The following is a 24,720-nucleotide window of genomic DNA, read 5'->3' on the forward strand; positions in this document are numbered from 1 at the left end:
GCGGGGGTGCGGCCGGTGCCGGGGGGCCGTCATGCCGCCTCCGTCCGGTCCGCCGCCATCCCGGCCGCGTCCAGCAGCGCCGTGCCGACGATGAGGTCGGCGCCGCCGAACTCGGGATCGTCCAGTTCGGTGCCGTCGTCCACGGCGAACAGCAGCTTGGGCTCGCCCTGCCGGTAGGCGGTGCCGACCGGTGGGCTGGCCGCGTGCACGGCCAGCAGGGCGACGAGGTAGGGCAGCTCGGGGTCCTGCGCGCGGGCGTCGGCCAGCAGCCCGGACAGCCGGCGCGGGGCGTCGTGCGGCACGTCGAGCAGTTCCATGGCGGAGGCCAGCTGCTCCTCGCTGAAGCGGCTGTCGTCCGGGGTGGCGATCAGGTCGGGCTCCGGCATCTCGGCGCCGAGGTGTTCCCGCTCCACCGGCGGGGTCAGCAGGATGTCGACGAGGTCGCCGACCCGCACGGAGACGGGTGTGCGCAGACCGGTGCCGTGCGCGAAGAAGGCGTCGGTCGCGCGCAGCGCCTGCTCCAGGGGCAGCGGCAGGACGGGGGCGAGGAGGTGCCCGTACAGGTCGAGGCCCGAGGTCGTCAGGGGGGTGGCGAAGGCCTGCCGGTCCTGCTCGGCGCGGAAGAGCGGGCCGGCCTCCAGCAGCCGGGACTGGAGCTGGGTGTGGCGGCGGATGCAGTCCTTGACGATGTCGACGAGCTCGGCGGCGCGGCGCTTGTGCTCGGGCTCCTCGGACTCGTCGCGGGCCTTGCGGATGTTGGTGAGGATCGCGTTCTCGTGGCGGTACCGGTCGGCGACGTGGTCCAGGGCCTCGGTGATCATGTCCGGCACGGTGTTCAGCCAGTCGACCGCGCGGACGTTGCGCCGGGTGGCGTCCAGGGCCTTGCGCAGGGTCTCCGAGTACTGCACGGTCCGGTACCGGGCCTGCTCGGCGGCGAGCTGGGCGTCCGCGAGCCTGCCGCGGCTGATCAGCACCTCCAGCTTGACCTCGGCGGCGATCTGGGCGCTGGTGACGTCGGTGTCCAGGGCGCCGACCAGGACGTTGACCGCTTCGTCGGTGGTGCGCAGATAGACGGTGCCGCCGGGGCCGGGGACCTCCTCCAGCAGCTTGAAGTCGTAGTCGCGCCGCACATAGGTGCCGTCCGGCTCGAAGGTGCCGTACACGGCGCGGAAGCCACGGTCGACGCTGCCGACGTTGATCAGGTTCTCCAGGACCCAGCGGGCCACCCGCTCGTGCTCGGCGGCCGGACGCGAGGGGGCCTGGGCGGCGACGCGCGGGACGAGCCGGGCGACTATCTGGTCGTGGTCGGCGCCCGTGTCGAAGTCCATGTTCAGGGTGACGAGGTCGATGGCGGCGAGGGCGACCTCCGCCATGCCGTACACCGAGTACTCGCCGGCGAGGTTGGCCTTGCGCGCGTCGAGGTCGTGCAGCGGCGCCGTGCAGGCGAGCGCGCGCAGCCGCCGCGCCAGTCCCTCGTCGGCGGCCGGGCCCGGGGCAGGGCGCGGCCCCGCGCTGAGCTGGGGCGGAACGCTGTCCGTCGATGCAGGCGAAGTCACGGTGCACAGACTAGGTCCTCGCTCCGACAACAACCCAAACGGCGCAGAACCACCGCCGCCGGCACCGCCGTCGCCGGGCCCCCGCCGCCCCTCAGGCCGGTGCGGCCCCGTCGTCGCCGACCCGCCGCAGGTACACGTCCACGAGCCGCTCCAGGGACTTCTCGAGGTAGCCGGCGAGCAGCCGCTCGGTCCCCTCCCGGTCCCCCGCGCGGAGCGCCTCCAGTATCTCCGCGTTCCGCGCGATGTACGGCTCGTGCAGGCGCCGCGGGTCGTCCACGACGTGGAAGGCGAGGCGCAGTTCGGCGAAGACGCTGCGCATCAGCTCGTCCGTGCGTTCGCTGCCGGCGAGGGCGACCAGTTCCCGGTGGAAGTGGATGTTGGCCGTACCCACACCTTTCCAGTCACCTTCGACGGCCGCCCGGCGCCCGTCCTCGACGGCCGTGGCGACCCCGTCGAGGGCGTACGGCGGCTCTCCGAGGCCGCGGACGACGGCGCACTCGACCAGGCCGCGGGTGCGGTAGATGTCCTCGACGTCCTCGACGGTCAGGACCCGGACGAAGACGCCGCGGTTCAGCTCGTGGACGAGCAGGCGTTCGTGGGTGAGCAGGCGGAACGCCTCGCGCAGGGTGTTGCGGGAGACGCCGAGGGCGCCGCCGATGCTGTCCTCGGACAAACGTGTCCCGGGCGGGAAGTAGCCGTCCGCGATGCGGCTCCTGAGGATGTCCGAGACCCGCTCCGCGGTGCTGGTCCGTCCGAGGAGGGCGCGGTCGCCGGCCAGTCCCGTCAACTGCTCTGCCATGACCGGAATTCAATCGCAGATACCTGCACGAAACAACATGGGTATTGAGGGATCGTTGAACGATCCCCTACGGTGCCGTCAGATATCCCCGCGGTGCCCCTTCCGGAACGCGCTGGCCGGCCCCACCGCCGGAGTCGCGGCCGGCCACACCCAGGCCAACCTGATCTCGGTGCCCGCCGACTGGGCGTACGACATGCTGCTGTTCTGCACGCGCAACCCGAAGCCGTGCCCGGTGCTGGACGTCACGGACGCCGGGAGCTGGAGGACCACCGTTCTCGCCGACGGGGCCGACCTGCGCACCGACCTGCCGCGCTACCGGGTGTGGCGGAACGGCGAACTGCTGGAGGAGCCCACGGACGTGCGCGCGCACTGGCGGGACGACCTGGTGTCGTTCCTGCTCGGCTGCAGCTTCACCTTCGAGTCGGCGCTGGCCTCGGCGGGCGTGCCGATCCGCCATGTCGAGCAGGGCCGCAACGTGCCGAGGTACGTGACCGGCCGCCAGTGCCGTCCGGCCGGGCGGCTGCACGGCCCGATGGTGGTCTCCATGCGCCCGGCGCCGCCCGCGCACCTGTCGGCGGCGATCCACGAGACCGGCCTGCTCCCGGCCGTGCACGGCAGCCCGGTGCACTGCGGCGATCCCTCGGCACTCGGCATCGAGAACCTGGGCCGGCCCGACTTCGGCGATCCGGTGGACACCGCGCCGGACGACATCCCGGTGTTCTGGGCCTGCGGGGTCACTCCGCAGGCCGCGGTGACGGCCTCGCGTCCGCCCTTCGCCATCACCCACGCCCCGGGGCAGATGTTCCACACCGACGCCCGCGACGAGCAGTACCGCGTGGTCTGACATCCGTGCCGGACACGCAGCCAGCCGGCGACACACCCACCGCCGTGCACCGGACGGCGCGCGTCGACGGGGACCGCGCGACGCCTCACCCCCCGCGCGACGGGCGGCTCCGGGCCGGGCGGCCGCGGGACACACGGCAGGCGGATCCGGAACGGGCCGGGCGGAACGGGCCCTTCACACGGCGGGCGCGTCCGGGTTGAAGCGGCTGCGCACCGCCGTCTGCACCTCGTCCTCCTCGGCCGGGTCGGCGGCGAGCCGGCGCAGCCGTTCGACGACGCGGTTGTCGCCGGTCTCGGCGTACCGGGCGGCCAGTTCCCGGGTCGTCTCCTCGCAGTCCCACAGGCACTCGACGGCGAAGCCGGCGGCGAAGGACGGGTCGGTGGCGGCCAGCGCTCGGGCGGCGCGGCCGCGCAGGTGGGAGGAGGCGGTCTCGCGGTAGATGTGGCGCAGCACGGGGGCGGCGCAGGCGATGCCCAGCCGACCGGTGCCGTCCACGAGGGTCCACAGGGTCGGCGCGTCGGGGCCCTCGCCCCGTACCGCCTCCCGCAGCGCGGCGAGGACGAGCTCGCTGTCCTGCGCCCCTCCCCGGCAGGCGAGCACGCGTCCGGCGGCGGCGCCCAGGGCGTCGGGCCGGTGGACCCAGCCGCGCGCCCGGTCGACCGCGGCGGGACCTCGCATGCGTTCGTAGGCGGCGACGGCGGCCTCGACGACGGGCGCCGGGCCGGTGACGACCGCGGCCTCGATCAGACCGAGGACCTCGGGATCGTCGCAGTCGGCGAGATAGCGCAGGGCCGTGCAGCGGGCGCCCTCGGTGCCGGACCGCGCGGCTTCGACGATCTCGGCCCGGTCGTCCGGACCCGCGACCGCGGTGAGGCAGCGGGCGGCGGGCACGTGGAGCGCGGCGCCGCGCTCGACGCCCTGCTGGGCCCACTCGAACACGGCCCCGACGCTCCAGCCGGGGCGCGGCCCGCCGGGGCTCATCTGCCGCTGCCATCGGTCGAAGCAGCCCGTCTCGTGGGCGGCACGCACGCGCGTGGCGATCGATTCGCGCGGATCCTCCGCCCACAGCCGCCAGGGCCTGGGCTCGAAGGCGTCGCGCACGGCGGCGGCCAGCTCCGCGTCGCCCTCGGGATCTCGCGGGAAGCGGGCCAGCACGGGCGCGGCGAGGGCCCGCAGTCCCGCGTCGTCGTCGCGCAGCGCCAGCTCGTCCAGGGCCCAGGCCCAGTTGACGCCGTGGGCGGCGTACCGGCGCAGCAGGTGGAGCGCGTCGAGCCTGCTGTAGGAGGCGAGGTGGCCGAGGACCGCGAGGGCCAGCCCGGTGCGCGACTCGTCGGAGTCGAGGACGTCCTCCGGGTCGAAGAGGTGGGTCTCGATCGCGTCCAGCTCGCCGTTCAGGTCGAGGTAGAGGCGGGCGTAGTAGAGGGAGCGGTTCTCCACCTGCCAGTCGTGGCGGGGGTCGCGCAGCACGCAGTGGTTGAGCGCCGCGAGCGCCTCGGCGCGCGGGGCGGTGAGCGCGTGCAGCGTGCCGTCGCCTCGACCCCGCTGCAGCAGGCCGAGCAGGGTACCGCTGGGCGCTATGACCGGATCGAACATGGGAAACAGCCTCACATCAAGCGTCGACGCAACCGGGAACCACGCGTTACCTGGCCGCGTGACAACACGTCGGAGCGCCCGCCGTCTCTTGCTTGCCGTGAACCATGTTCCTCTGCCTCTCGTCGGTGGCCCAGGCGGGCCGCGTCACGGCCCGCGCGGTGCGGCACTACCTGCCCAGCCATCGCGTCCGTGAACCACGTCGTCATGATGACCCGGCGGTCACATCTGCCGCGACCGAAATTTCGGCGGCCTCGTACCGCCTCCCCCGTTTATCATATTTTCCCTGGTCAGCGCGTCGGGCCAGGAGTGGATCAGAGGTGGTTCACGCCACTCCGAACAGCTCGAGCAGCTCGGTCCGGGCGAACATCCGCGCCGTGTCGACCGCCGACGGAGTGCCCGCGGACGGATCCGCGCCGGCCTCGAGGAGCGCCCTGGTCACGTCCGTCTCCCCCTTGAAGGCGGCACCGGCGAGCGGGGTCTGGCCCCGGTCGTTGACCCGGTCCGCGTCGGCGCCGCGGGTCAGCAGCGCGCGCACGGTGCCGGCGTGGCCGTGGTACGCGGCGAGCATGACGAGGGAGTCGCCCCGGTCGTTGGTGAGGTCGGCCGGGACGCCGGCGTCCACGTAGGCCACCAGCTCCTCGGTCCGCCCCTGCCGGGCCAGATCGAAGATCTTGGTCGCCAGCTCCACGACCTCCGGGTCGGGGGCTTCACTCATCGGCCGGACCACCTCTCACTCACGGACGTACGAACGTCGGGGACTGCGTGTGCGCACGGCCGCGAGCGGTGCGGCCGTACGAGTGAATCGCCAGGGTACTGGCTCGTGCCGCACATGAGCGGACGCGCCCGAGGCAAAGATCGTCACGGACCCGGACAGGCGCAACCCCTGCGTCCGGCCGGGGCGGGGACCGCTGCGCCACACGGGGCAATTTTATGAAGATTCCTCCATTTGCACCTTTAATAGTATGGATACATCCTGTGAGCCTGGAAGTACTCATGGTGACTGTCCCCGCGAACCAGGAGAACTCACATGATCCTCTCGATCTCAGGCGTGGTCCTGCTCGGCATCGTCGTCTTCATCTTCTTCCGCAAGGACGGCCTCAAGGCCTCGCACGCGCTGGTCGCGGTCCTGTTCGGCTTCTACCTCGCGAGTACCGCCATCGCCCCGAGCATCAGGGCCGGCGGCGAGAGCCTGGCGGGCCTGCTCGGCGGAATCAAGTTCTGACGGCCCGGATCGCCCGCAACCCGCACGTACGGACTCCCAGGAGGCAGCAGTGGCCCGGCGGCCCCTCCCCCGCATTCTGAGCAACGGCGGCGCACAGCTCGCCCGGAGCCGGGAGCTGGCCCGGACGGCGGCCGACGGCGCCACGGACGTCCTCCAGCCGCTCATCACGATCGCCCGCGGTCTGCGCCGGCTGGCCTCGGCCGCCCGGCGCAGATGGACCGAGACCCCCAGGGACCGGCGCGGTGCGCTGCTGTTCCTGGTGGCCTCCGTGGTCCTGGTCGTGGTCCTGGCACCGTACGGCCCGCTGCTCGCCGCCGCCGTCCTGATGGCGGCGGCGGCGTGGCACGGCAGGGACCGCACGCCGCCGGGGCCGCAGAGTCCCGACGACGCGCAGATCCAGCGTCTCAAGTCGCTCTACGAGGCCCTGGTCCCCTACTTCTCGCTCGCCGAGGACCCCGATCCGCTGTACGTCCACGGCGGTGACTGGGAGAAGGCCTTCCCGGCCCACGAGTTCGACGACGCCGGCCGGGTCGCCGAGCTGGTGATCCGCTACCCGGCGTACTTCACGGACGGGGAGGCGGCGTCCCGGGCGCGGATCGAGCACCTGCTCACCGCCAAGGCCGGCCGGGGCCGGGAGTACCACTACACGTGGGACGAGGAGGCCAACCACCTCACGGTCGCCGTCCTCGCGCCGCTGCCCACGGACATCGCCGTGCAGCGGTTCGTCACGACACCGGGCGAGACGGTCCTGGGCTTCACCGACCCGACCCGGGTGCAGCGCACCCTTCCGCTCACCCACGGCGAGGAGCAGCGGGACGTGCCGCCGGTCGTCTGGCGCACGGGCATCCGCTCCACCGAGCCGCATCTGCTCGTCCTGGGCCGGCCCGGCACCGGCACGTCCACCCTGCTGCGCTCGATCGCCCTCCAGGCGCTGCACCACGGCGACCTGGTCGTCGTGGACGGCGGCGGCACCGGCGAGTACGCCTGTCTGACCGGGCGCGACGGCGTCCTGGCCGTCGAGTGCGGCCTCGCCGGAGCCCTGACCAGCCTCGAGTGGGCCGCCCACGAGACGGAGCGCCGGCTGATCTCCCTCAACCGGGCCCGGCAGGAGGGCGAGCCGCCCCCCGACGACACCCGGCGGCCCCTGTGGGTCCTCGTGGACCGGCCCAGCGCGTTCACGCACCTCGCCGCCGCGGACGGCCGCCGGGACCCCCAGTCCCTGCTCCAGGTCCCGCTGCGGCACGGCCGGGCGGCGAACGTGACGGTGGTCGTCGCCGAGCAGCTGGACGCACTGGACGCCCTCTGCGACGCCGTGCGGCAGCACACACGCGCGCGGGTGGTACTCGGTCCGGCCACGGCCGGCGAACTGACGACCGCGCTGGGCGCCGCCCCGCACACCACGCCCGTCGACCAGGTGCCGCCCGGCCGCGGCTACGCCCGCCTCGGCTCGGGCCCGGTGCACCGGCTCCAGGTGCCGGCCACGCCGGATCCCTACGACGACGCCACGAGCGACGCGCACCGGCAGGCGGTCCTGGAGCTGCTGCCGCCGCGCACGACGCCCGCCGACGGTGAACAGGCGGCGGTGCCGGCGAAGGCAATGCCGCACACGATCCTGATCAAGACGGAGGGCGTCCCGGCCGGGACGCGGACCGCCACCACCCAGGGGACGGCGAGGATCGCGGCCGAGTCCGCCGGCACCGGGACGAAGGCGGCCTCCGGGGAACGGCCCGCGGACACGGCCGAGGAGCCCGGGACCGTCACCGACGCCCCCGCGCCGGAGAGGGACATCGCCGGGCCGGCGCCGACCGGACCGGTCGCGGCGGAAGCGGCTCCCGCCAAGGTCGCCGCGGAGACGACCTGACCCACGCGGGCCCGGCCGCGAGGCACCGCCCCGCCCGGCCGGGGCCGGGCGCCTTCCGGTCAGGCCACGAAGGTCCGGGGTGCCTCGCCTCCTCCGGCGCCCCCGTTCTCCACCAGCCGGGCCGCCGCGGCCAGCCGCACGGCCGCCTCCTCCGCCACCGCCCCGCCGACGGTGAACGGCAGCCGGACATACCCTTCGAAGGCCCCGTCGACGCCGAACCTCGGCCCGGACGGGACCCGCACCCCCACGCGTTCCCCCGCCTCGGCGAGGCGCGAGCCGGAGAGGCCGCCGGAGCGCACCCAGAGGGTGAGGCCGCCGCGCGGCACCTCGAACTCCCAGTCCGGCAGAGCGCGCCGGACCGCCGCCACCAGCTCGTCACGGTTCTGCCGGGCCTGCTCGCGCCGCATCCGCACCGCCTGCTCCCAGCCGCCCGTGCTGAACAGCCAGTTCACCGCGAGCTGCTCCAGCACCGGCGTGCCCAGGTCGGCGTAGGCGCGCGCGGCGACGAGGCTGCGGATCACATCGGGCGCGGCACGGACCCAGCCGATGCGCATGCCCGCCCAAAAGGCCTTGCTGGCGGAACCGACGGTGACGACCGTGGAGCCGGCCGGGTCGAAGGCGCAGACGGGGCGCGGCATCTCGACGTCGTCCTCGAGCCACAGCTCGCTCATCGTCTCGTCGGCGACGAGGACGGTCCCGGCCGACCGGGCCGCGTCCACCAGCCGCCGCCGCTGGTCGTCGTCGGCGAGCGCGCCGGTGGGGTTGTGGAAGTCGGCGACGACGTAGGCGATGCGGGGCGCGGCCTCGCGCAGCACCTGCCGCCAGCGGTCCACGTCCCAGCCGGTGAGACCCTCGGCCATCGCGACGGGGACCAGTCGCGCCCCCGCCTCGCGCATCAGCTGGAGGATGTTGGCGTACGACGGCGATTCGACCGCGATGCGCTCGCCGCGCCCCCCGAAGAGGTGGCAGATCGCGTCGATCGCTCCCATGGCGCCCGTGGTCACCATGATCTGTTCCGGCATGGTCGGGATCCCGCGGGCGGTGTAGCGCTCGGCGATCATCGACCGCAGCGCCGGCAGCCCGGCCGGGTAGTCGCCGTGGGTGTGCGCGTAGGGCGGCAGCTCCTCCAGGGCGCCCTGCACCGCGCGGGTGAGCCAGGGCTCGGGTGCGGGCAGTGCCGCGCAGCCGAGGTCGATCATCGAGCCGAGGGCCTCGGGCGGCAGCGGTTCCAGGCCGCGGGCGGGCAGCGGATTCCCGGCCGGTACGGCGGTCCAGCTGCCGGCGCCGCGGCGGGACTCCAGGAAGCCCTCGGCGCGCAGGGCCTCGTAGGCGGCGGCGACCGTGGTGCGGCTGACGGTCAGGGCGAGGGCCAGCTCGCGTTCGGCGGGCAGCCGGGCGGCCACCGGCACCCGTCCCTCGAGGACCAGCAGCCGGACGCCGTCGGCGAGGGCGCGGTAGGCGGGCGGGCGGCGCGTGCCGGGGCCGGCCGGGCGGTCCTGCTGGGAGCCGAGCAGCCGGGCGAGCTGGGCCGCCCCCACGGCCGAGGTCCACTGCGCCATGAAAATCAGTCCACCTTCCCCGAATTGGCCATGGTTGGCTCTGCTTCTCAAGCCACAGGGTGTCATGCAGCAGGCCACTACCACCACACAGGGGGGCACGTCTTGTCCAGGCGATCCGGACACGGTCATCTCGCACGGCGGCTGACACAGCTCTACGGCGGCCTCGTGCTCTACGGCGCGAGTTCGGCGCTGCTGGTCAGGTCGGGGCTCGGCCTCGAGCCGTGGAACGTGCTGCACCAGGGCCTCGCGGAGCGCACGGGCCTGTCCATGGGCGTGGTGCTGACCGTCGTGGGCGCGGCCGTGCTGCTGCTGTGGATCCCGCTGCGCCAGCGGCCGGGCCTGGGCACGGTCTCCAACGTGCTGGTGATCGGCGCCGCGATGGACGCGACGCTGGCCTTGGTGCCCGACGCCCACGGCTGGGCGCTGCGGACCGCCATGATGGCGGCGGGGATCGTCCTGAACGGCGCGGCGACAGGGCTGTACATCGCGGCCCGGTTCGGTCCGGGCCCGAGGGACGGCCTGATGACGGGCCTGAACCGGCGCACGGGCCTGTCGGTGCGCCTGGTGCGCACGGTCCTCGAGATCACCGTCGTGGCGACCGGCTTCGTCCTCGGCGGCACGGTCGGGGTGGGCACCCTGCTGTACGCCCTGGTGATCGGTCCGCTCGCCCAGGTCTTCCTGCGCGCGTTCGCCGTCCCCGTGGCACCGCAGGGCAGCACGGTGGTTGCCGAGGGTCGGCCCCGGCGCGCGATACTGCGGCGGTGACCACCCCGATACGCCACCCCTACCTCGACCATCCCGGCCCGATCGCCTTCGCCCACCGGGGCGGTGCCGCGGATGGTGTGGAGAACACGGTGCGCCAGTTCCGCCGCGCGGTCGAGGCGGGCTACCGCTACATCGAGACGGACGTCCACGCCACGCGGGACGGGCGGCTCGTCGCCTTCCACGACGCGACCCTGGACCGGGTGACGGACGGCGCCGGAAGGATCGCCGACCTGCCCTGGGCGGAGGTGCGCCGCGCGCGCGTGGCGGGCGCGGAACCGGTGCCGCTCTTCGAGGAGCTACTGGAGACCTTCCCCGGCCTGCGCTGGAACATCGACGTGAAGGCGGAGCCGGCCCTGCGGCCCCTCCTGGACCTGGTCCGGCGGGCGAATGCCTGGGACCGGATCTGCGTCGGCTCGTTCTCCGAGGCCCGGGTGGTCCGCGCCCAGCGGACGGCCGGCCCGCGCCTCGCCACCTCGTACGGCATCCTGGGCGTCCTCGGCCTGCGGCTGCGCTCCTGGGGTGTGCCGGCCGCCCTGCGCCGGTCGGCGGTGGCCGCGCAGGTGCCGGAGGCCCAGTCGGGCATCCCGGTGGTGGACCACCGGTTCGTGCGCACCGCCCACGCGCGCGGGCTCCAGGTGCACGTGTGGACGGTGAACGATCCGGCCCGCATGCACCGGCTCCTGGACCTGGGAGTGGATGGCATCATGACCGATCACATCGACACACTGCGCACGGTCATGGAGGACCGCGGCGTCTGGGTCTGAGACCGTCCGAGACCGTCTGAGCCCCACGGGCCGGCCCCCGCCAGGGCGTCGCGCGTTCACGGGGAAGCGAGGGCACGGGTGGGCATCGACACCGTGCGGACGGACGCGGCCGACGGGGCCGCCGGCCGGCGGCGCGAGCAGCGCGGCTGGTACTTCTACGACTGGGCCTGCTCGGTCTACTCGACGAGTGTGCTCACCGTCTTCCTGGGGCCCTATCTGACGTCGGTCGCCGAGGCGGCGTCGGACGCGGACGGATACGTGCACCCCTTGGGCATCCCCGTGCGTTCCGGCTCCTTCTTCGCGTACTCGGTGTCCCTGTCGGTGATCGTGGCGGTGCTCGTGATGCCCGTGGTGGGCGCCGCGGCGGACCGCACGGGCCGCAAGAAGCCGCTGCTCGCGGCCGCCGCGTACACCGGCGCGGCGGCCACGACCTGCATGTTCTTCCTGGACGGCGACCGCTACCTGCTGGGCGGCCTGCTCCTGGTCGTCGCCAACGCCGCGCAGTCGGTGGCGATGATGCTCTACAACTCCTACCTGCCGCAGATCGCGCCGCCCGCGGAACGCGACGCCGTCTCCTCCCGCGGCTGGGCCTTCGGCTATGCCGCCGGCTCCCTGGTCCTGGTCGCGAATCTCGTCCTCTACACCGCCCACGACTCCTTCGGCCTCGGCGAGAGCGCGGCGGTCCGGATCTGCCTCGCCTCGGCCGGACTGTGGTGGGGTGCCTTCACGCTCATACCGCTCCGGCGGCTGCGCGACCGCCGCACCCCCGCCCGGGGGGCGGCCCTCCCCGGCTTCCGGCAGCTCGCGGCGACCGTCCGCGACATGCGCCGCCGCCCGCTGACCCTGTCCTTCCTGCTGGCCTACCTCGTCTACAACGACGGCATCCAGACGGTGATCTCCCAGGCCTCGGTCTACGGCTCCGAGGAACTGGGGCTCGGGCAGTCCACGCTCATCGTGGCCGTCCTGCTGGTCCAGGTGCTGGCGGTGGTGGGCGCGCTGGCGCTGGGCCGGCTGGCCCGGACGTACGGCGCCAAGCGCACGATCCTCGGGTCGCTGGTCGCCTGGACGGTCACGCTCGCGGCCGGGTACTTCCTGCCCGCCGGGGCGCCCGCGTGGTTCTTCGTCCTGGCCGCCGGCATCGGCCTCGTGCTCGGCGGCAGCCAGGCGCTGTCCCGCTCGCTCTTCTCACACCTGGTCCCGCCCGGCAAGGAGGCCGAGTACTTCTCCGCCTACGAGATGAGCGACCGGGGCATGAGCTGGCTCGGACCGCTGCTCTTCGGGCTCACCTACCAGCTGACCGGGAGCTACCGTGACGCGATCATCTCGCTGGTGGCGTTCTTCGTCATCGGTTTCGTCCTGCTCGCGCGGGTACCGGTACGGCGAGCGATCGGCGACGCGGGCAACGCGGTACCCGAAAGGATTTAGCACTCGACACGAAAGGGCTGTAGTGTACGCGTTTGGCCTGCCAGGCGTACCGTTACTGCGCGTCAAAGGTGCCGAAACGCTATGTCACAACTGACCACAGAGGTGACAAACCGGACGTCGGCGGGTACTGCACTGGTTGACAAGGCTGCGGCTGCGACGGCGACGCATGGCCCGGAACGGGGACTCCGGACGGGAATCTTTACCGCCGCCCGGACGTTGACCGGATGACGACGACAGCGACACCTGTCCTGTGGGCGACAAGCCCGGGAGGCACGATTCATGAGTGAGCGAGCTCTTCGCGGCACGCGCCTCGTGGTGACCAGCTACGAGACGGACCGCGGCATCGACCTGGCCCCGCGCCAGGCCGTGGAGTACGCATGCGAGAAGGGGCACCGGTTCGAGATGCCCTTCTCGGTCGAGGCGGAGATCCCGCCGGAGTGGGAGTGCAAGGTCTGCGGGGCCCAGGCACTCCTGGTGGACGGCGACGGCCCTGAGGAGAAGAAGGCCAAGCCCGCGCGTACGCACTGGGACATGCTGATGGAGCGGCGCACCCGCGAGGAACTCGAAGAGGTCCTCGAGGAGCGGCTGGCCGTTCTGCGCTCCGGCGCGATGAACATCGCGGTTCATCCGCGGGACAGCCGCAAGAGTGCGTAGTCCCCAAGGGGGCTGAGCCGGACTGTCAGCGAACGCAAGCGAACGCGGGCGCCGTACGTGACATCACGTACGGCGCCCGCGTTCGTGTCGTGCGCCGGTGCGTCCTTGGAGGGCGCTCACCCGCTCGCGGGTCCGGGCTAGCGCGCCAGCGGCGGGCGGGGCCCCTGCGGGGCGTCGCCCGGCTCCTCCCGGATCACCTCGCCCTGGACGACCTTGCCGTCCGGGCGGTGCATGCGGGCCTGGCGGAAGGCGTCGCCGAGGGCGCCCGGGCTCGTCCCGCGCAGCTTGCGCTCCAGGGTCCGCTGCGAGTACCGGCTGACGGCCTTCTGGACCGGGGGCAGCAGGAGGAGCAGGCCCACGGCGTCCGAGATCATGCCGGGAATCATCAGGAGCAGGCCGCCCAGCATCGTCAGCCCGTTGCCCTCGCTGTTCGGGCGGGGTACGGGCATCACGCCGGGCTGTTGCTGTTGCAGCGTCTCGGTGAGGTCGCGGAAGGCGCGGCGGCCGGCCCGCTTGATGACCACGGAGCCGAGCACCAGACCCGCCACCAGGATCAGGAAGACCACCCACCCGCTGGACGCGCCCGCGACCACGGTCAGCAGCCAGACCTCCAGCACGAGCCACGCGGCGAGACCCAGCGGCAGGAACGTGCGCAGCCGTGAGCGCCGGGGCCGGGCGGGGGTCCTGGAGGGCTGAGCGCCTGTCGTCATACCTCCAGTGTGCCTGGGCCCGGCTCAGCACGGGATAAGGGGGTGATCAGGCCTTCTCGTCCGGCGCGCTCGACCCGGCCGGCGCGTCCTTCCCGGCCTCCCCGCCGGCGGTGCTCCGGCCGTCCGGGCCCTGGTCCGGCGTGCCGGCGGGCCTCTCGGTGGGCTTGTCCCGGCCCAGCACCTTGCCGACCCGCTCCCCCACACCCCAGGTGGTCACCCGCCAGAGGGCCTCCACGAGGATGTCGCGGCTCATCTTCGAGTCGCCGAGTTCGCGCTCGACGAATGTGATGGGCACCTCTACGACGTGGTAGCCGGCCTTGATCGCCCGGCGGGCCAGGTCGACCTGGAAGCAGTACCCCTGGGAGGCGACCTCGTCCAGGCCCAGACCCTCCAGGGTCTCCCGGCGGAAGGCCCTGTAGCCGCCCGTGATGTCGCGCAGCGGCAGGTCGAGCGCCAGGCGCGAGTACATGCTGCCGCCGCGGGAGATGAACTCGCGGGACTTGGGCCAGTTCACCACCCGGCCGCCGGGCACCCAGCGGGAGCCGAGCACCAGGTCGGCGCCCTTGAGCGCGGTCAGCAGGCGGGGAAGTTCCTCGGGCTGGTGGGAGCCGTCGGCGTCCATCTCGACCAGCACGCCGTACCCGTGCTCCAGGCCCCAGCGGAAGCCCGCGAGGTAGGCGGCGCCCAGGCCCTCCTTGCCCTTGCGGTGCAGCACCTGGACGTGGTCGTCCCCGGCGGCCAGTTCGTCGGCGAGCTTGCCGGTGCCGTCGGGGCTGTTGTCGTCGGCCACGAGAACGTGTGCCTCGGGGACCGCCTCGCGCACGCGCCCGACGATCGCCTTGATGTTCTCCGCCTCGTTGTAGGTCGGGATGATCACCAGGGCCGTGCCCAGGGGGCCGAACCGCCTCCCTTGGTCCGCTGCCGCGAGCGTCCCGTCGCCGTCGTTCACTGCTGCCCCTTCATGTCCGTACGCAGAGGACCACCATAGTGGCCGCGGCCTGCGGTGACGTGACAGGACGTTCGATTGGCGGTGTCGTCGGCCGGGAATCGGGGTATGGATGCGCGTTTCGGACCGTTTCCACTGCGGATGGGGGCCCGGCGCCCTTCGGGCCGACCTGGGGCCCGCTGGCTGCGGGTCGACCGAAAGCCGTTGTCTACTGAGCTCCCGGGCCCCACCCGGGGTCACACCTCCCGACCGGCCGTATCGTTCCCCCGCCGCGGCGCGAGCGCTGAGCCTGGCTCCCAGTGGCGGTGCGCCGGTACGGCACACCGTCCCTGACGCAGCGGCGCCGCGGCGAGTGCGCGGAGGTTTCCCGGTCGGGCGTCCGGTGGTGGACTCCGCCGAACCTACCGGCCCTCCGCCGTCGCCTGTCAACAGTCGTTCGACCTGCGGTTTTCACACCAAAGCCCAGGTCAGCGCGGCGGGCGCCCGGTCCCCGCGGGTCGGAAGATCACCGCCTCGTCGGCCGTGGAGATCACTCGCCCGGGCGTACGAAGACCGTCCGGCCGCCCACGACGGTACGCAGGCAGACGGGCAGATCGCGCCCCGGGGTGAGGTCGGGCAGGCCCGGGGTGCCGGAGCGCGGGTCCGTCGACCAGCGCGCGACCCGGTCGTCGGGCGCCTGGACCACCAGGTCGCCGGTGCGCCAGACGGCGTAGTCCGCCGGGGCGCCCGGCACCAGGACGCCCGCGTCGTCCCGGCCGATCGCCCGCCAGCCGCCGCGCGTGTGCGCCGTGAACGCCGCCCGCACGGAGACGCGGTGCTCCGGGGTGCGGTGGAAGGCGGCGGCCCGGACGGTGCCCCACGGGTCGAGGGGGGTGACCGGGCTGTCCGAGCCGAAGGCCAGCGGGACGCCGGCGCGCAGGAGGGCCGCGAAGGGGTTCAGGGTACGGGCCCGCTCGGCGCCGAGCCGCTGGGCGTACATGCCGTCGTCACCGCCCCACAGCGCGTCGAAGGCGGGCTGCACCGAGGCGGTGAGGCCGAGTTCGGCGAAGGCCGCGACGGTCTCCGGGGTGAGCATCTCGGCGTGCTCGACGCGATGACGGACGGCGCGGACACGGGCGAGGCCGACCTTCTCGGCGGCGGCGCGCACGCCCTCCACGACGGCGGTCACGGCGGCGTCGCCGATGGCGTGGAAGCCCGCCTGGAGGCCCGCCTCGGTGCAGGCGACGACGTGGGCGGCGACGTCGGCGGCGTCCAGGTAGGCGGTGCCGGTGTGGCCGGCGTCGGCGTACGGCTCGTGCAGGCAGGCGGTGTGCGAGCCGAGGGCGCCGTCGGCGAAGAGGTCGCCCGCGGCGCCGACCGCGCCCAGCTCCCTGGCCCGGTCGACGTCCCGCTCGGCCCAGTAGCCGATCACGCGCGGTCCGTCGCCCTCGGCCGCGAGGCGCAGCAGTCCGGTGAGGTCGTCCTCGGAGGAGATCTCCGGGCCTGCGCACTCGTGAACGGTGCCGATGCCCAGCGAGGCCGCGTGCGCGAGGGCGGCACGCTGGGCCTCGGTGCGCTGGGCGGCGGTGACCGCGCCCAGCGCGGCGGCGCGCACGGCATGGTGGTCGTCGGCGGTGAGCGGGCCGTCCGCCCGTCCGGCGCCGCCCGGGACCAGGTCGAGCAGGGCGGTGGTGACGACCGCGGAGTGGACGTCGATACGGCTGAGATAGAGGGGTCTGCCGCCGGTGGCCTCGTCCAGTTCCGTGCGGGACGGCGGCGTTCCGTCGGGCCAGCGGGAGGCGTCCCAGCCGTGGCCGAGCAGCACCCGGTCGCCGGGGCGGGCCGCGGCGAAGTCCCGGACGAGCGCGAGGGCCGCCTCGCGGGTGGCGGCGCCGGACAGGTCCAGGCCGGTGAGGGCGAGGCCGGTGGACGTGGTGTGCACGTGTGCGTCCGTGAACGCCGGGGTGACCAGGGCGCCGTCCAGGTCGATCACCTCGTCCACGCCGTCCGCGAAGGCGTCCGCGGCGCCCTCGGAGCCGACCCAGGCGACCTGGCCGCGTTCGACGACCATGGCGGTGGCGAAGGGGTCGGCGGGACTGTGGACCTCGCCGCGGCGCAGCAGGACGGTGGCGGGCGGGGTGGTGGACTCACTCATGGACACCAGTCTCGCCCCTCCCCCCGGGCGGCTCGCACGCAGGTCGGCGCCAGGAGGGGGCGAGGAGTCCCGGCGGGTCAGATCCGCGGCGGGCGTGCCTCGTAGGGGGTCGAGAGGACCACCGTGGTGCGGGTCGACACGCCGGCCAGGGAACGCACCCGGGCGAGCAGTTCCTCCAGCTCGTGCGGGGTGCCCACGCGCACCTTGAGGATGTAGTTCTCGTCGCCCGCCACGCTGTGGCACGCCTCGATCTCGGGGACCCCGGCCAGCCGGTCGGCGATGTCGTCGGGCGCACTGGGGTCGAACGGTTTGACGGAGATGAAGGCGGTCATCGGCAGGCCCACGGCCTCCGGATCGACGACCGCGGCGTACCCGCGGATGACGCCACGCTGTTCCAGCCGCCGCACCCGCTGGTGCACGGCCGACGTGGACAGGCCCGTGGCCTTGCCCAGGTCTGTGTAGCTCATCCGCCCGTCCTTGACGAGCAGCTGCACGATCTGTCGGTCCAGCTCCTCCATGGCGCAAGAACCTACAGTGCGCCTGATCTCCGCGGGTACCCGAGCCGCCCGGGCCGGGCCCGGTTCGTGGCGCGGGCGGGGTCCGGCGGGCGGCTCGGCGGGGACAAAACCGCCGCACCGGACACCTGCGAGCGGCGTGTGACCAACACCACACCTTCCGGCCCGTCTCCGTGATGTTCCCGTGATTACCAGGTAGGGGGGAGGGGAAGTGCTTGCTGTGGTCGAGGCCGCAGTGCCGTCACGGCCCAGCCCGAGGGGGAGAATCCCATGCAGAGTCTTAAGCGCCCTGGTCGTTCCGCGCCCAAGCGGCAGCAGCCCGTCGTCGAATCCGTGCCGGAGGGTGTCGATCCCGACGCCTTCGACGACGAGGAACTCGACGCCTACGACACGTTCGAGATGTACCGGGTGATCTGCCCGGACTGCGCGCAGCCCATCGCCCTGCTGGCGGACGAGGATGTGCTGCCGGAGCACGCGCTGTGCGCCTCGCCGTGGAATCCGTTCGGTCTGACCGCGTGTGCGGGCACCGGGCGCAGGGCCACCGACGCGCGCCCCGCGGACGCGTCGTTCCAGCCGCACGAGCAGGACACCGCCCTGCTGCTGACCCTTCCGCGGAGCCTGGACTGGCGGACCCAGCCCTTCTCCCACGTCGGCGGCCCGGGCTCGCGCCCGATGCGCGTGCCGACGATGCGGCGCGAGGCGGCCTGAGCGACCGCGTTCCCGGGTCCGCCCGGGGGCACCGCTCCTTGCGTGAACCCTTCCGCGCCGCGGCCCGCCGTGGCGCGGACAGGCATGCCGCGACGGCCGCCGGGGAGGGCACGCGGCACCGGCCGCCGCCCGGGCTGCGCGGCGGACCCCGTGAACGCACGCCCGATTCCACGGGCCGGTGACCTGCCCGCGCCGCGCCGCGTTGCCCCGGTATGACTCCCACGTACTCGGCGGCCGGGAGCCGGCACCGCGTGTTCGTGCCGGTGCCGACCGGGCCGACGCCGCCGGCTCCGCACGCCCCGGACCCGCCGATCTACCGTGAGTTGATGCGGACCTGGGCGGACCGCGGCCGCACCCTGCCGGGGCGCCACGATCCGGAGTGGGTCATGCTCGCCGGGCTCCCGCGGGAGCTCGGCGAGGCCGTCGCGGCCGGTGACATCGGCGTCACCGGCACCTTCAGCGTCCCTCGGGCCCCGCGAGGTGACGGGCGATGACCATCCGCTGGATCTGGTTGGTGCCCTCGACGATCTGAAGGACCTTGGCCTCGCGCATGTAGCGCTCGGCCGGGAAGTCCGCGGTGTAGCCGTAGCCGCCGAGGACCTGCACGGCGTCGGTGGTGACCCGCATCGCCGTGTCGGTGCAGTACAGCTTGGCCATGGCGGCCTGCTTGGCGAACGGCAGTCCCGCGTCGCGCAGCCGGGCCGCGGTCAGGTACAGCGCGCGGCCCGCCTCGATCTGGGTGGCCATGTCGGCGAGCATGAAGCGCAGCCCCTGGAAGTCCGAGATCGGCTTGCCGAACTGCCGTCGTTCGGCCGCGTAGGACACCGCCTCGTCCAGTGCCGCCTGGGCCACGCCGATCGCGCAGGCGGCGATGCCGAGCCGCCCGGAGTCGAGCGCGGACAGGGCGATCGCGAAGCCCTGCCCCTCGTCGCCGAGACGCCGGGAGTCGGGGACCCGCACGCCGTCGAGGTGGACCTGCGCGGTGGGCGAGCCCTTGAGACCCATCTTCTTCTCCGGCACCGCGGCGCTCAGCCCCTCGGCGTCGCCGGAGACCAGGAAGGCGGTGATGCCGCGCGGGCCCTCCACGCCCGTCCTCGCCATGACGGTGTAGAAGTCGGCGATCCCGCCGTGCGTGATCCACGCCTTGGTCCCGGTGATCACCCAGTCGTCCCCGTCCCGCACCGCCTTGGTGCGCAGGGAGGCGGCGTCCGAGCCGGAGGCCGGTTCGGAGAGGCAGTAGCCGCCGAGCAGACCGCCGCCGAGCATCGCGGGCAGGTGCTCGACCTGCTGCTCCTTGGTTCCGTAGGCGGCGAGCGCGTAGGAGGCGAGGGTGTGCACGCTGACGCCCAGGCCGACGGTGAGCCGGGTCGCGGCGAGTTCCTCCAGGACCTGGAGGTAGACCTCGTAGGGCTGCTCGCCGCCGCCGTACTCGGCGTCGTAGGGCAGGCCGAGCAGGCCGGAGTCGGAGAGCAGGGTGAAGACCTCGCGCGGGAAGCGTCCGGCGTCCTCCTCCTCGGCCGCGCTCGGGGCGATCTCGCGCTGCGCGATGTCGCGGACGAGCGAGATCAGATCCCGTGCCTCGTCCGTGGGCAGTTGCCGGTCCACCGGCTGCGGGGCGCGGTCGGGCATGGCGACGCTCTCCTCCCTTTTCGGGCACATCGGCGGACGTGCGCCTTGGGTGGAGGCGGCTCCGCCAGGTCGTTCGGGCTGGGCCGATGCTCGCACTCCCGGGTCGCGGAAGCGCCTGACCAGCGGCTGTGCGCTGTGAGTATGCCCGATCGGACGCATGGAGTCACCAGTTAACGACCGCTTACTCGAAGAAATCTCCCACCGGGCAGCGGGAGCCCGAACTCCCCCGGGTGACGGGCCATTTGGTCCGAACCATTGACCTTACTGGTCTAGTCCTCCTACGGTGACGGACCGACCGCGTTACCGCGTTCATGCCAATCGGCGAGCGTTCTCTCTTCCCCCCACGAGGAGACACCCGATGCACGTCCCGCACCTCCCCCGCGCCCCGTTCGGGGCGCTGCTCTCCGCACTGTGCTCCGCGGCCCTCGGCGCCGGCCTGCTCGCCGGCGCGGGCACCGCGACGGCCGCCGGCAGCGGCACGGCCGCAGAGGCGGCACCCTCCGCCCAGGCAGCGGCCGGCTCGAAGGTCGTCGGCTACTTCACCGAATGGGGCACCTACGACCGCAAGTACTACGTCAAGAACATCGAGACGTCCGGTTCCGGCGCGAACCTCACCCACATCAACTACGCCTTCGGCAACGTCACCGGCGGCAAGTGCGCCATGGGCGACGCCTACGCGGCCACCGACCGGGCGTACACCGCGGCCGAGTCCGTCGACGGCGTCGCCGACACCTGGGACCAGCCGCTGCGCGGCAACTTCAACCAGCTCCTCAAGCTGAAGAAGAAGCACCCGAACCTCAAGATCCTCTGGTCCTTCGGCGGCTGGACCTGGTCCGGCGGCTTCGCCGAGGCCGCGAGGAACCCGGCTGCGTTCGCCCAGTCCTGCTACGACCTGGTCGAGAACTCCAAGTGGGCGAACGTCTTCGACGGCATCGACATCGACTGGGAGTACCCGAACGCCTGCGGGCTGACCTGCGACACCAGCGGCCGGGACGCGTTCGGGAAGCTGATGTCGGCGCTGCGCGCCAAGTTCGGCACCGGCAACCTGGTGACGGCGGCGATCACCGCCGACGCCACCGCCGGCGGCAAGATCGACGCGGCCGACTACGCGGGCGCCGCCCGCTACGTCGACTGGTACAACCCGATGACGTACGACTTCTTCGGGGCCTGGGACGCCGCCGGACCGACGGCGCCGCACTCGCCGCTGACCTCGTACACGGGGATCCCCAAGGCGAACTACCACACCTCGGCGACGATCGCGAAGCTCAAGGGCCTCGGGATCCCGTCCTCCAAGCTGCTGCTCGGCATCGGTTTCTACGGCCGCGGCTGGACCGGCGTCACCCAGTCCGCGCCCGGCGGCACCGCGACCGGACCGGCCAAGGGGACGTACGAGAACGGCATCGAGGACTACAAGGTGCTGAAGGCCACGTGCCCGGCGAACGGTACGGTGGCCGGCACCGCGTACGCCAAGTGCGGGAGCAACTGGTGGAGTTACGACACCCCGGCGACCATCGCGACCAAGATGACGTACAAGAACCAGCAGGGGCTGGGCGGGACGTTCTTCTGGGAGCTGAGCGGGGACACCACCAACGGTGAGTTGATCAAGGCGATCGGCTGACCGGCAGGAGGGGAACGCGGGGGCGGAGGCCGGCTCGGGCCTCCGCCCCCGCGTCACGCGTCGCGGCGGGCGGGGGCCGGGGCCGGCCAGGCCGGGTCCAGTTCCTCGACGGCGCGCAGGGCGCCGCCGAGCGTCTTCACCAGGAGGTCGCGCATGGTCTCGCGGGACAGCCCGGGACGGTCGATCCAGCTGAGGGTGGCGCCCTCGACGCTGCACACCCAGGAGAGCAGGCCCATGCGGGCCAGCGGGCCGATATCGGTGCGGCCGTACGCCCCCTCGGCGATGGTCTCCACGATCGCCTCGCGCACTCCGTCGCGGATGGCGTGCACCTCGGCGTCGAAGCCGACGCCGCCGGTGACGATCGCCCGGTACGCGGCCTGGTGGTGCTCGGCGTAGCGCAGGTAGCCGTCGATCGTGCGGTGGACACGGTCCACCGGCGGCAGTTCGGTGCCGCCGGCCGCGGTGGTGACCAGACCGGCGACGGAGTCCTGGATGATCGCCAGGTAGTACCCCCGCTTGGACCGGAAGTAGTAGTAGATCAGCCCCTTGGCAACGTTGGCATGGCGGGCGATGTCGTCCATCGAGAGCGCGTCGTACGACGTGTCGGCGAACAACCTCCGCCCGATGGCGATGAGTTCGGCGCGGCGTGCCAGCGAGCGGTCCGTGCCGCGCACCCCGGGACGGGCGTCGGCACGTTGTTGACTGATATTCAATTTCGACCCTGGTCTCCTACGGGCGGCGGGACGTCCGCAGTATGGCAGGTCGGGTCGTGGGGCAGGTCACAAGCGGGTCAGGTCACAGCAGGCCGAGCCGCACCACGAGCATCGCGACCACCACGACGAGGGTCCAGCCCATGATGTGCTCGAGGAGCTTCGGGCCGTCGTCCTTGGGGCCGCCGGTTCGGGCACGGGCGGCGGTGGCGGTGTATGCGCTCATGGCTTCTCGCTGATCTCGGACGGTCGTCGGGTTCCCCCACTGACGCTGTCCACCATGCCATCGCCGGGGGCTCTCGAGGCGGAGACCTTGGTCACAGCGGACGGCCCCCGGCGGTGGTGCGTGGTGCGTGCCGGGGGCCGTGGTGGCTGCGCGGGGTCAGCGCACGCCCACCGCCGCGAGTGCCGCGCGCTGGCGGGGGCTCGGACGGGCCGGGAAGTACAGGTAGCAGACTCCGCCGGTGCCGGAGACGACCTTGCCGCTGGCGTTGTACCGCTTGGTCCTCAGCCAGATATTTTCCCACTCGCGCCGCTTGTAGACACGGCGCACGGCCTCGTTGTCGTCCGAGGCGGGGTCGTTGGCGATCACGTCGCCGTCGGCGGTGAAGCCGATCACGGTCATCAGGTGGCCCGAGGTGCCGTACCCGGACCCGGTCAGCTCCTTCTCCAGGAAGGACTGGGACGTTATGGCCGGGATGCCGGCCGCGATCAGCGTCTCCAGGTCGGTCAGTGAGCCGAGGCGGGTGACCACGCCCTGGAGGTCCTTGAAGGTGGCCGCGTAGGCGGCGTTGAAGGGCCAGTTGCCGCATCCCGCGTACTGGAAGTCGTACGTGTGCCGGGCCGCGTGGCAGACCTGCGGGTCGGGGTAGGAGGGGTCGACCCAGGCGAGCTGCTCATCGGTGAGCCGGCCGCCCCAGTACTCGACGATCATCTGCGAGGAGGTGGGGCTGCACCAGGCCTCGCCGCCGTTGTCGTACTCCGGGTACTGGCCCTTGTGGATCTCCTGGGAGTAGCGCGGGACGCACAGTTCCCGGGCGAGGCCGGGAACGGAGGCCGGAACGGTGAAGCGGTCGGGGACGTCGGAGCCCATGGCGCCGAGCCGCCAGACGGTCGGGGTGGCCCGCGTGCCGGGACGGCGGTGGAGGGTAAGCCTGAGCCGGTAGGAGACCAGGCGCAGACCGGTGGAGGCGTCGTCGATCGAGAAGGTGTCCGTCCAGATGCTGCTTCTGCCGTCGTTCTGGTCGTCCACCGAGGTCCGCCGGATGTCCTGGTCGCCGGCGGCCCAGCGGCCCATCACGTACCAGGGCGTGTCCGTGCCGTCCGAGTAGGTGCCCCTGAGCTCGACCTGGAGCCAGGTGCCGCTCGGGGTGCGGGCGTTCCAGGAGGCGATGACCTCCGTCGCGGGCACGGCGAGCCGGTGGACGGGCGAGGTCCAGGTGGCGTACTCCCAGGCGGCGGTGGTGCCGGTGTGCGGATCGGTGTAGTCGGCGGTGCCGGCCGGGACGCCGATGACGACGCCGGGCCGGGCGCCCGCGACGGGCCGGGCACCCTGCGCGGCACCGTGCCGCCAGTCCTGGAAGGTGGTCCAGGCGTGGTAGTCGACCGGACGGGAGGCGCGGTCGGGGTCCGCGGCGGTGCCGGCGGTCGGCGCGGCCTCGGCGGTGGCCGGGATCGCGCCGCCGGCCACCGCGGCGGCGACCGCGGCGGCCAGGACCGTTCTGCGGGAGGGCTGTTCGGCTCTGCTCATGGGTGAAAGTCCCCCAGGTGTGCGCGTCGGGGCGGGTCCGTTGCACGGATGTGCGCCAACTATGGCCGCAGGCCGCCGCTCCTGCCAGCACTTGCGCGCACGCCACGCCATGAACATTGGTGTCGACCAGTGGCACGGAGCCGGGGCCGGAGGGCCCGCGGGCGGCACTAGAGTGCTGGACGAACGCCCGTCCGCCCCTCCGCCCCGCCCAGGACCCGCCATCCACGACCTCGCCTCCCGGATCCGCCGGCTGCCCCCCTCCTGCGGGCCCGTGCGCCTCGTCGGCGTGGACGGGCACGCCGGGTCGGGGAAATCCACGTTCGCCGGGCGGCTGGCCGATTCGCTGGGCGGCGCCCCCGTGCTGCACCTCGACGACCTGGCCAGCCACGAGGAACTGTTCGACTGGACCGGACGCCTGCTGCGTCAGGTGATCGAGCCCCTGCGGCACGGCGGCACCGCGCACTACGCGCCCTACGACTGGCGGGCGCGGTGCTTCACCGCGCCGCGCGCGCTGCCGCCCGCGCCGGTGGTCCTGGTCGAGGGGGTCGGCGCGGGCCGCCGCGACCTGCGCCCGTACCTGGCCCTGCTGCTGTGGATGGAACTGCCGCGCGAGGAGGCGTGGGCCCGCGGACGGGCGCGCGACGGGGCGGAACAGCGGACGTTCTGGGACGGGTGGATCCCGGCGGAGCGCCGGCACTTCGCCGATGACCCCTCGCGCCCCTTCGCGCGCCTGCTGGTGCGTCAGAGGGGAGAGGGGTACGAGGTGCTTCCGGGGCCCGGCGGACCCGCCGCGCCGGGCACACTTTCTCACGCTGAGTGACGAACTCTCCGCAATGTGTTGAACTTGTGAAGGCCACTCTCCCGCGACGCGGCGGAGTGCCTCAACTGCGCTTGACCCAAGGGCCGTGCAGGTCTTACGTTCGCACTGTGCGGTCATACGGAACCGCCCGAAGACGCG

24 protein-coding genes are annotated in these 24,720 nt (G+C 73.2%); 11 read left to right on the top strand and 13 right to left on the bottom strand.

Annotation, left to right across the window (positions count from 1 at the left end; all coding sequences use genetic code 11):
- Positions 1–29: 29 nt before the first annotated feature.
- Together AC0VYN_RS23700 and AC0VYN_RS23705 are read right to left on the bottom strand one after the other, a co-directional pair.
- Positions 30–1,556: a hypothetical protein gene (locus AC0VYN_RS23700; protein WP_475532610.1), complete on the bottom strand. Its 1,527-nt coding sequence runs from the start codon at positions 1,554–1,556 to the stop codon at positions 30–32.
- A 91-nt stretch (positions 1,557–1,647) separates the two neighbouring features.
- Positions 1,648–2,355, bottom strand: coding sequence for a GntR family transcriptional regulator (locus tag AC0VYN_RS23705; RefSeq protein ID WP_475532611.1), 708 nt, complete (start codon positions 2,353–2,355; stop codon positions 1,648–1,650).
- A 37-nt stretch (positions 2,356–2,392) separates the two neighbouring features.
- Between AC0VYN_RS23705 and AC0VYN_RS23710 the strand changes: the two genes are divergently transcribed.
- Positions 2,393–3,199 (top strand): putative hydro-lyase, encoded by an 807-nt coding sequence (locus AC0VYN_RS23710; RefSeq protein WP_475532612.1) that lies wholly within the window; start codon positions 2,393–2,395, stop codon positions 3,197–3,199.
- A 174-nt stretch (positions 3,200–3,373) separates the two neighbouring features.
- Here AC0VYN_RS23710 and AC0VYN_RS23715 read toward each other — a convergent pair whose 3' ends face one another.
- Together AC0VYN_RS23715 and AC0VYN_RS23720 are read right to left on the bottom strand one after the other, a co-directional pair.
- On the bottom strand, positions 3,374–4,792 hold the full coding sequence (locus tag AC0VYN_RS23715) for a HEAT repeat domain-containing protein (RefSeq protein ID WP_475532613.1): 1,419 nt from the start codon (positions 4,790–4,792) through the stop codon (positions 3,374–3,376).
- A 322-nt stretch (positions 4,793–5,114) separates the two neighbouring features.
- Positions 5,115–5,507, bottom strand: coding sequence for an ankyrin repeat domain-containing protein (locus tag AC0VYN_RS23720; RefSeq protein ID WP_475532614.1), 393 nt, complete (start codon positions 5,505–5,507; stop codon positions 5,115–5,117).
- 312 nt (positions 5,508–5,819) lie between these two features.
- Here AC0VYN_RS23720 and AC0VYN_RS23725 point away from each other — a divergent pair, with 312 nt between their 5' ends.
- A complete protein-coding gene (locus AC0VYN_RS23725; RefSeq protein ID WP_161166034.1) occupies positions 5,820–6,014 on the top strand; it encodes a hypothetical protein in 195 nt (64 codons plus the stop codon).
- 49 nt (positions 6,015–6,063) lie between these two features.
- Positions 6,064–7,875, top strand: a complete 1,812-nt coding sequence (locus AC0VYN_RS23730) for a P-loop NTPase family protein (protein ID WP_475532615.1) — start codon at positions 6,064–6,066, stop codon at positions 7,873–7,875.
- Between the two features lie 59 nt (positions 7,876–7,934).
- Here the strand turns inward: AC0VYN_RS23730 and AC0VYN_RS23735 are convergent, their stop codons facing one another.
- Complete coding sequence (locus tag AC0VYN_RS23735) at positions 7,935–9,434, bottom strand: SCO1417 family PLP biosynthesis transcription factor (protein WP_475532616.1); 1,500 nt, start codon at positions 9,432–9,434, stop codon at positions 7,935–7,937.
- 30 nt (positions 9,435–9,464) lie between these two features.
- Between AC0VYN_RS23735 and yczE the strand changes: the two genes are divergently transcribed.
- The 4 genes from yczE to AC0VYN_RS23755 all read left to right on the top strand — a co-directional run bounded on the left by yczE (position 9,465) and on the right by AC0VYN_RS23755 (position 13,042).
- Positions 9,465–10,199 (top strand): membrane protein YczE, encoded by a 735-nt coding sequence (gene yczE / locus AC0VYN_RS23740; RefSeq protein WP_475536970.1) that lies wholly within the window; start codon positions 9,465–9,467, stop codon positions 10,197–10,199.
- Positions 10,196–10,963 (top strand): glycerophosphodiester phosphodiesterase family protein, encoded by a 768-nt coding sequence (locus AC0VYN_RS23745; protein ID WP_475532617.1) that lies wholly within the window; start codon positions 10,196–10,198, stop codon positions 10,961–10,963. Before yczE ends, AC0VYN_RS23745 begins: the two co-directional genes overlap by 4 nt.
- A 78-nt stretch (positions 10,964–11,041) precedes the next feature.
- Positions 11,042–12,388: an MFS transporter gene (locus tag AC0VYN_RS23750; RefSeq protein ID WP_475532618.1), complete on the top strand. Its 1,347-nt coding sequence runs from the start codon at positions 11,042–11,044 to the stop codon at positions 12,386–12,388.
- 279 nt (positions 12,389–12,667) lie between these two features.
- Entirely contained in the window at positions 12,668–13,042 is a 375-nt protein-coding gene (locus AC0VYN_RS23755) for an RNA polymerase-binding protein RbpA (RefSeq protein WP_003977404.1), read from the top strand.
- Between the two features lie 137 nt (positions 13,043–13,179).
- On the opposite strand, the gene fxsA is transcribed toward AC0VYN_RS23755, so the two are convergent.
- From fxsA to AC0VYN_RS23775, 4 genes are all read right to left on the bottom strand, one after another.
- A complete protein-coding gene (gene fxsA, locus AC0VYN_RS23760; protein ID WP_475532619.1) occupies positions 13,180–13,752 on the bottom strand; it encodes an FxsA family membrane protein in 573 nt (190 codons plus the stop codon).
- Positions 13,753–13,798: 46 nt separating this feature from the next.
- Positions 13,799–14,701 (bottom strand): polyprenol monophosphomannose synthase, encoded by a 903-nt coding sequence (locus tag AC0VYN_RS23765; RefSeq protein ID WP_475532620.1) that lies wholly within the window; start codon positions 14,699–14,701, stop codon positions 13,799–13,801.
- A 526-nt stretch (positions 14,702–15,227) separates the two neighbouring features.
- Positions 15,228–16,832, bottom strand: coding sequence for an amidohydrolase (locus tag AC0VYN_RS23770; RefSeq protein WP_475532621.1), 1,605 nt, complete (start codon positions 16,830–16,832; stop codon positions 15,228–15,230).
- 77 nt (positions 16,833–16,909) lie between these two features.
- Positions 16,910–17,350 carry an Lrp/AsnC family transcriptional regulator gene (locus AC0VYN_RS23775; protein ID WP_385457782.1) on the bottom strand — a complete coding sequence of 147 codons (441 nt, stop codon included), beginning with the start codon at positions 17,348–17,350 and terminating at the stop codon, positions 16,910–16,912.
- Between the two features lie 267 nt (positions 17,351–17,617).
- On the opposite strand from AC0VYN_RS23775, the gene AC0VYN_RS23780 reads away from it, so the two are divergent.
- Together AC0VYN_RS23780 and AC0VYN_RS23785 are read left to right on the top strand one after the other, a co-directional pair.
- Positions 17,618–18,055 (top strand): hypothetical protein, encoded by a 438-nt coding sequence (locus AC0VYN_RS23780; protein ID WP_475532622.1) that lies wholly within the window; start codon positions 17,618–17,620, stop codon positions 18,053–18,055.
- Between the two features lie 212 nt (positions 18,056–18,267).
- Positions 18,268–18,549, top strand: a complete 282-nt coding sequence (locus AC0VYN_RS23785) for a hypothetical protein (protein ID WP_475532623.1) — start codon at positions 18,268–18,270, stop codon at positions 18,547–18,549.
- Here the strand turns inward: AC0VYN_RS23785 and AC0VYN_RS23790 are convergent.
- The gene (locus tag AC0VYN_RS23790) at positions 18,512–19,684 is read right to left on the bottom strand and encodes an acyl-CoA dehydrogenase family protein (protein WP_475532624.1); all 1,173 of its coding nucleotides are present in this window, start codon (positions 19,682–19,684) and stop codon (positions 18,512–18,514) included. The genes AC0VYN_RS23785 and AC0VYN_RS23790 overlap by 38 nt on opposite strands.
- A gap of 358 nt (positions 19,685–20,042) precedes the next feature.
- Between AC0VYN_RS23790 and AC0VYN_RS23795 the strand changes: the two genes are divergently transcribed.
- Positions 20,043–21,302, top strand: coding sequence for a glycoside hydrolase family 18 protein (locus tag AC0VYN_RS23795; protein WP_475532625.1), 1,260 nt, complete (start codon positions 20,043–20,045; stop codon positions 21,300–21,302).
- A gap of 53 nt (positions 21,303–21,355) precedes the next feature.
- Here the strand turns inward: AC0VYN_RS23795 and AC0VYN_RS23800 are convergent, their stop codons facing one another.
- From AC0VYN_RS23800 to AC0VYN_RS23810, 3 genes are all read right to left on the bottom strand, one after another.
- Positions 21,356–22,015 carry a TetR/AcrR family transcriptional regulator gene (locus AC0VYN_RS23800; protein WP_385457791.1) on the bottom strand — a complete coding sequence of 220 codons (660 nt, stop codon included), beginning with the start codon at positions 22,013–22,015 and terminating at the stop codon, positions 21,356–21,358.
- Positions 22,016–22,097: 82 nt separating this feature from the next.
- Positions 22,098–22,238, bottom strand: coding sequence for an SCO1431 family membrane protein (locus tag AC0VYN_RS23805; RefSeq protein WP_475532626.1), 141 nt, complete (start codon positions 22,236–22,238; stop codon positions 22,098–22,100).
- Between the two features lie 156 nt (positions 22,239–22,394).
- Entirely contained in the window at positions 22,395–23,762 is a 1,368-nt protein-coding gene (locus AC0VYN_RS23810; protein ID WP_475532627.1) for a peptidase C39 family protein, read from the bottom strand.
- 172 nt (positions 23,763–23,934) lie between these two features.
- On the opposite strand from AC0VYN_RS23810, the gene AC0VYN_RS23815 reads away from it, so the two are divergent.
- The gene (locus AC0VYN_RS23815; RefSeq protein WP_475532628.1) at positions 23,935–24,582 is read left to right on the top strand and encodes a uridine kinase family protein; all 648 of its coding nucleotides are present in this window, start codon (positions 23,935–23,937) and stop codon (positions 24,580–24,582) included.
- The last annotated feature ends 138 nt before the right edge of the window (positions 24,583–24,720 follow it).

The organism is Streptomyces sp. 63XJN7_1_ISO-PGPR-S23-121 (assembly GCF_056173025.1).

What these genes read in the sequence shown, in the direction of transcription:
- AC0VYN_RS23705 (WP_475532611.1), bottom strand. Translation starts at nt 2,355, where the DNA reads ATGGCAGAGCAGTTGACGGGACTGGCCGGCGACCGCGCCCTCCTCGGA.
- AC0VYN_RS23710 (WP_475532612.1), top strand. Translation starts at nt 2,393, where the DNA reads ATGGGTATTGAGGGATCGTTGAACGATCCCCTACGGTGCCGTCAGATA.
- AC0VYN_RS23715 (WP_475532613.1), bottom strand. Translation starts at nt 4,792, where the DNA reads ATGTTCGATCCGGTCATAGCGCCCAGCGGTACCCTGCTCGGCCTGCTG.
- AC0VYN_RS23720 (WP_475532614.1), bottom strand. Translation starts at nt 5,507, where the DNA reads ATGAGTGAAGCCCCCGACCCGGAGGTCGTGGAGCTGGCGACCAAGATC.
- AC0VYN_RS23725 (WP_161166034.1), top strand. Translation starts at nt 5,820, where the DNA reads ATGATCCTCTCGATCTCAGGCGTGGTCCTGCTCGGCATCGTCGTCTTC.
- AC0VYN_RS23735 (WP_475532616.1), bottom strand. Translation starts at nt 9,434, where the DNA reads ATGGCGCAGTGGACCTCGGCCGTGGGGGCGGCCCAGCTCGCCCGGCTG.
- yczE (WP_475536970.1), top strand. Translation starts at nt 9,465, where the DNA reads ATGGTTGGCTCTGCTTCTCAAGCCACAGGGTGTCATGCAGCAGGCCAC.
- AC0VYN_RS23755 (WP_003977404.1), top strand. Translation starts at nt 12,668, where the DNA reads ATGAGTGAGCGAGCTCTTCGCGGCACGCGCCTCGTGGTGACCAGCTAC.
- fxsA (WP_475532619.1), bottom strand. Translation starts at nt 13,752, where the DNA reads ATGACGACAGGCGCTCAGCCCTCCAGGACCCCCGCCCGGCCCCGGCGC.
- AC0VYN_RS23770 (WP_475532621.1), bottom strand. Translation starts at nt 16,832, where the DNA reads ATGAGTGAGTCCACCACCCCGCCCGCCACCGTCCTGCTGCGCCGCGGC.
- AC0VYN_RS23775 (WP_385457782.1), bottom strand. Translation starts at nt 17,350, where the DNA reads ATGGAGGAGCTGGACCGACAGATCGTGCAGCTGCTCGTCAAGGACGGG.
- AC0VYN_RS23780 (WP_475532622.1), top strand. Translation starts at nt 17,618, where the DNA reads ATGCAGAGTCTTAAGCGCCCTGGTCGTTCCGCGCCCAAGCGGCAGCAG.
- AC0VYN_RS23785 (WP_475532623.1), top strand. Translation starts at nt 18,268, where the DNA reads ATGACTCCCACGTACTCGGCGGCCGGGAGCCGGCACCGCGTGTTCGTG.
- AC0VYN_RS23790 (WP_475532624.1), bottom strand. Translation starts at nt 19,684, where the DNA reads ATGCCCGACCGCGCCCCGCAGCCGGTGGACCGGCAACTGCCCACGGAC.
- AC0VYN_RS23795 (WP_475532625.1), top strand. Translation starts at nt 20,043, where the DNA reads ATGCACGTCCCGCACCTCCCCCGCGCCCCGTTCGGGGCGCTGCTCTCC.
- AC0VYN_RS23805 (WP_475532626.1), bottom strand. Translation starts at nt 22,238, where the DNA reads ATGAGCGCATACACCGCCACCGCCGCCCGTGCCCGAACCGGCGGCCCC.
- AC0VYN_RS23810 (WP_475532627.1), bottom strand. Translation starts at nt 23,762, where the DNA reads ATGAGCAGAGCCGAACAGCCCTCCCGCAGAACGGTCCTGGCCGCCGCG.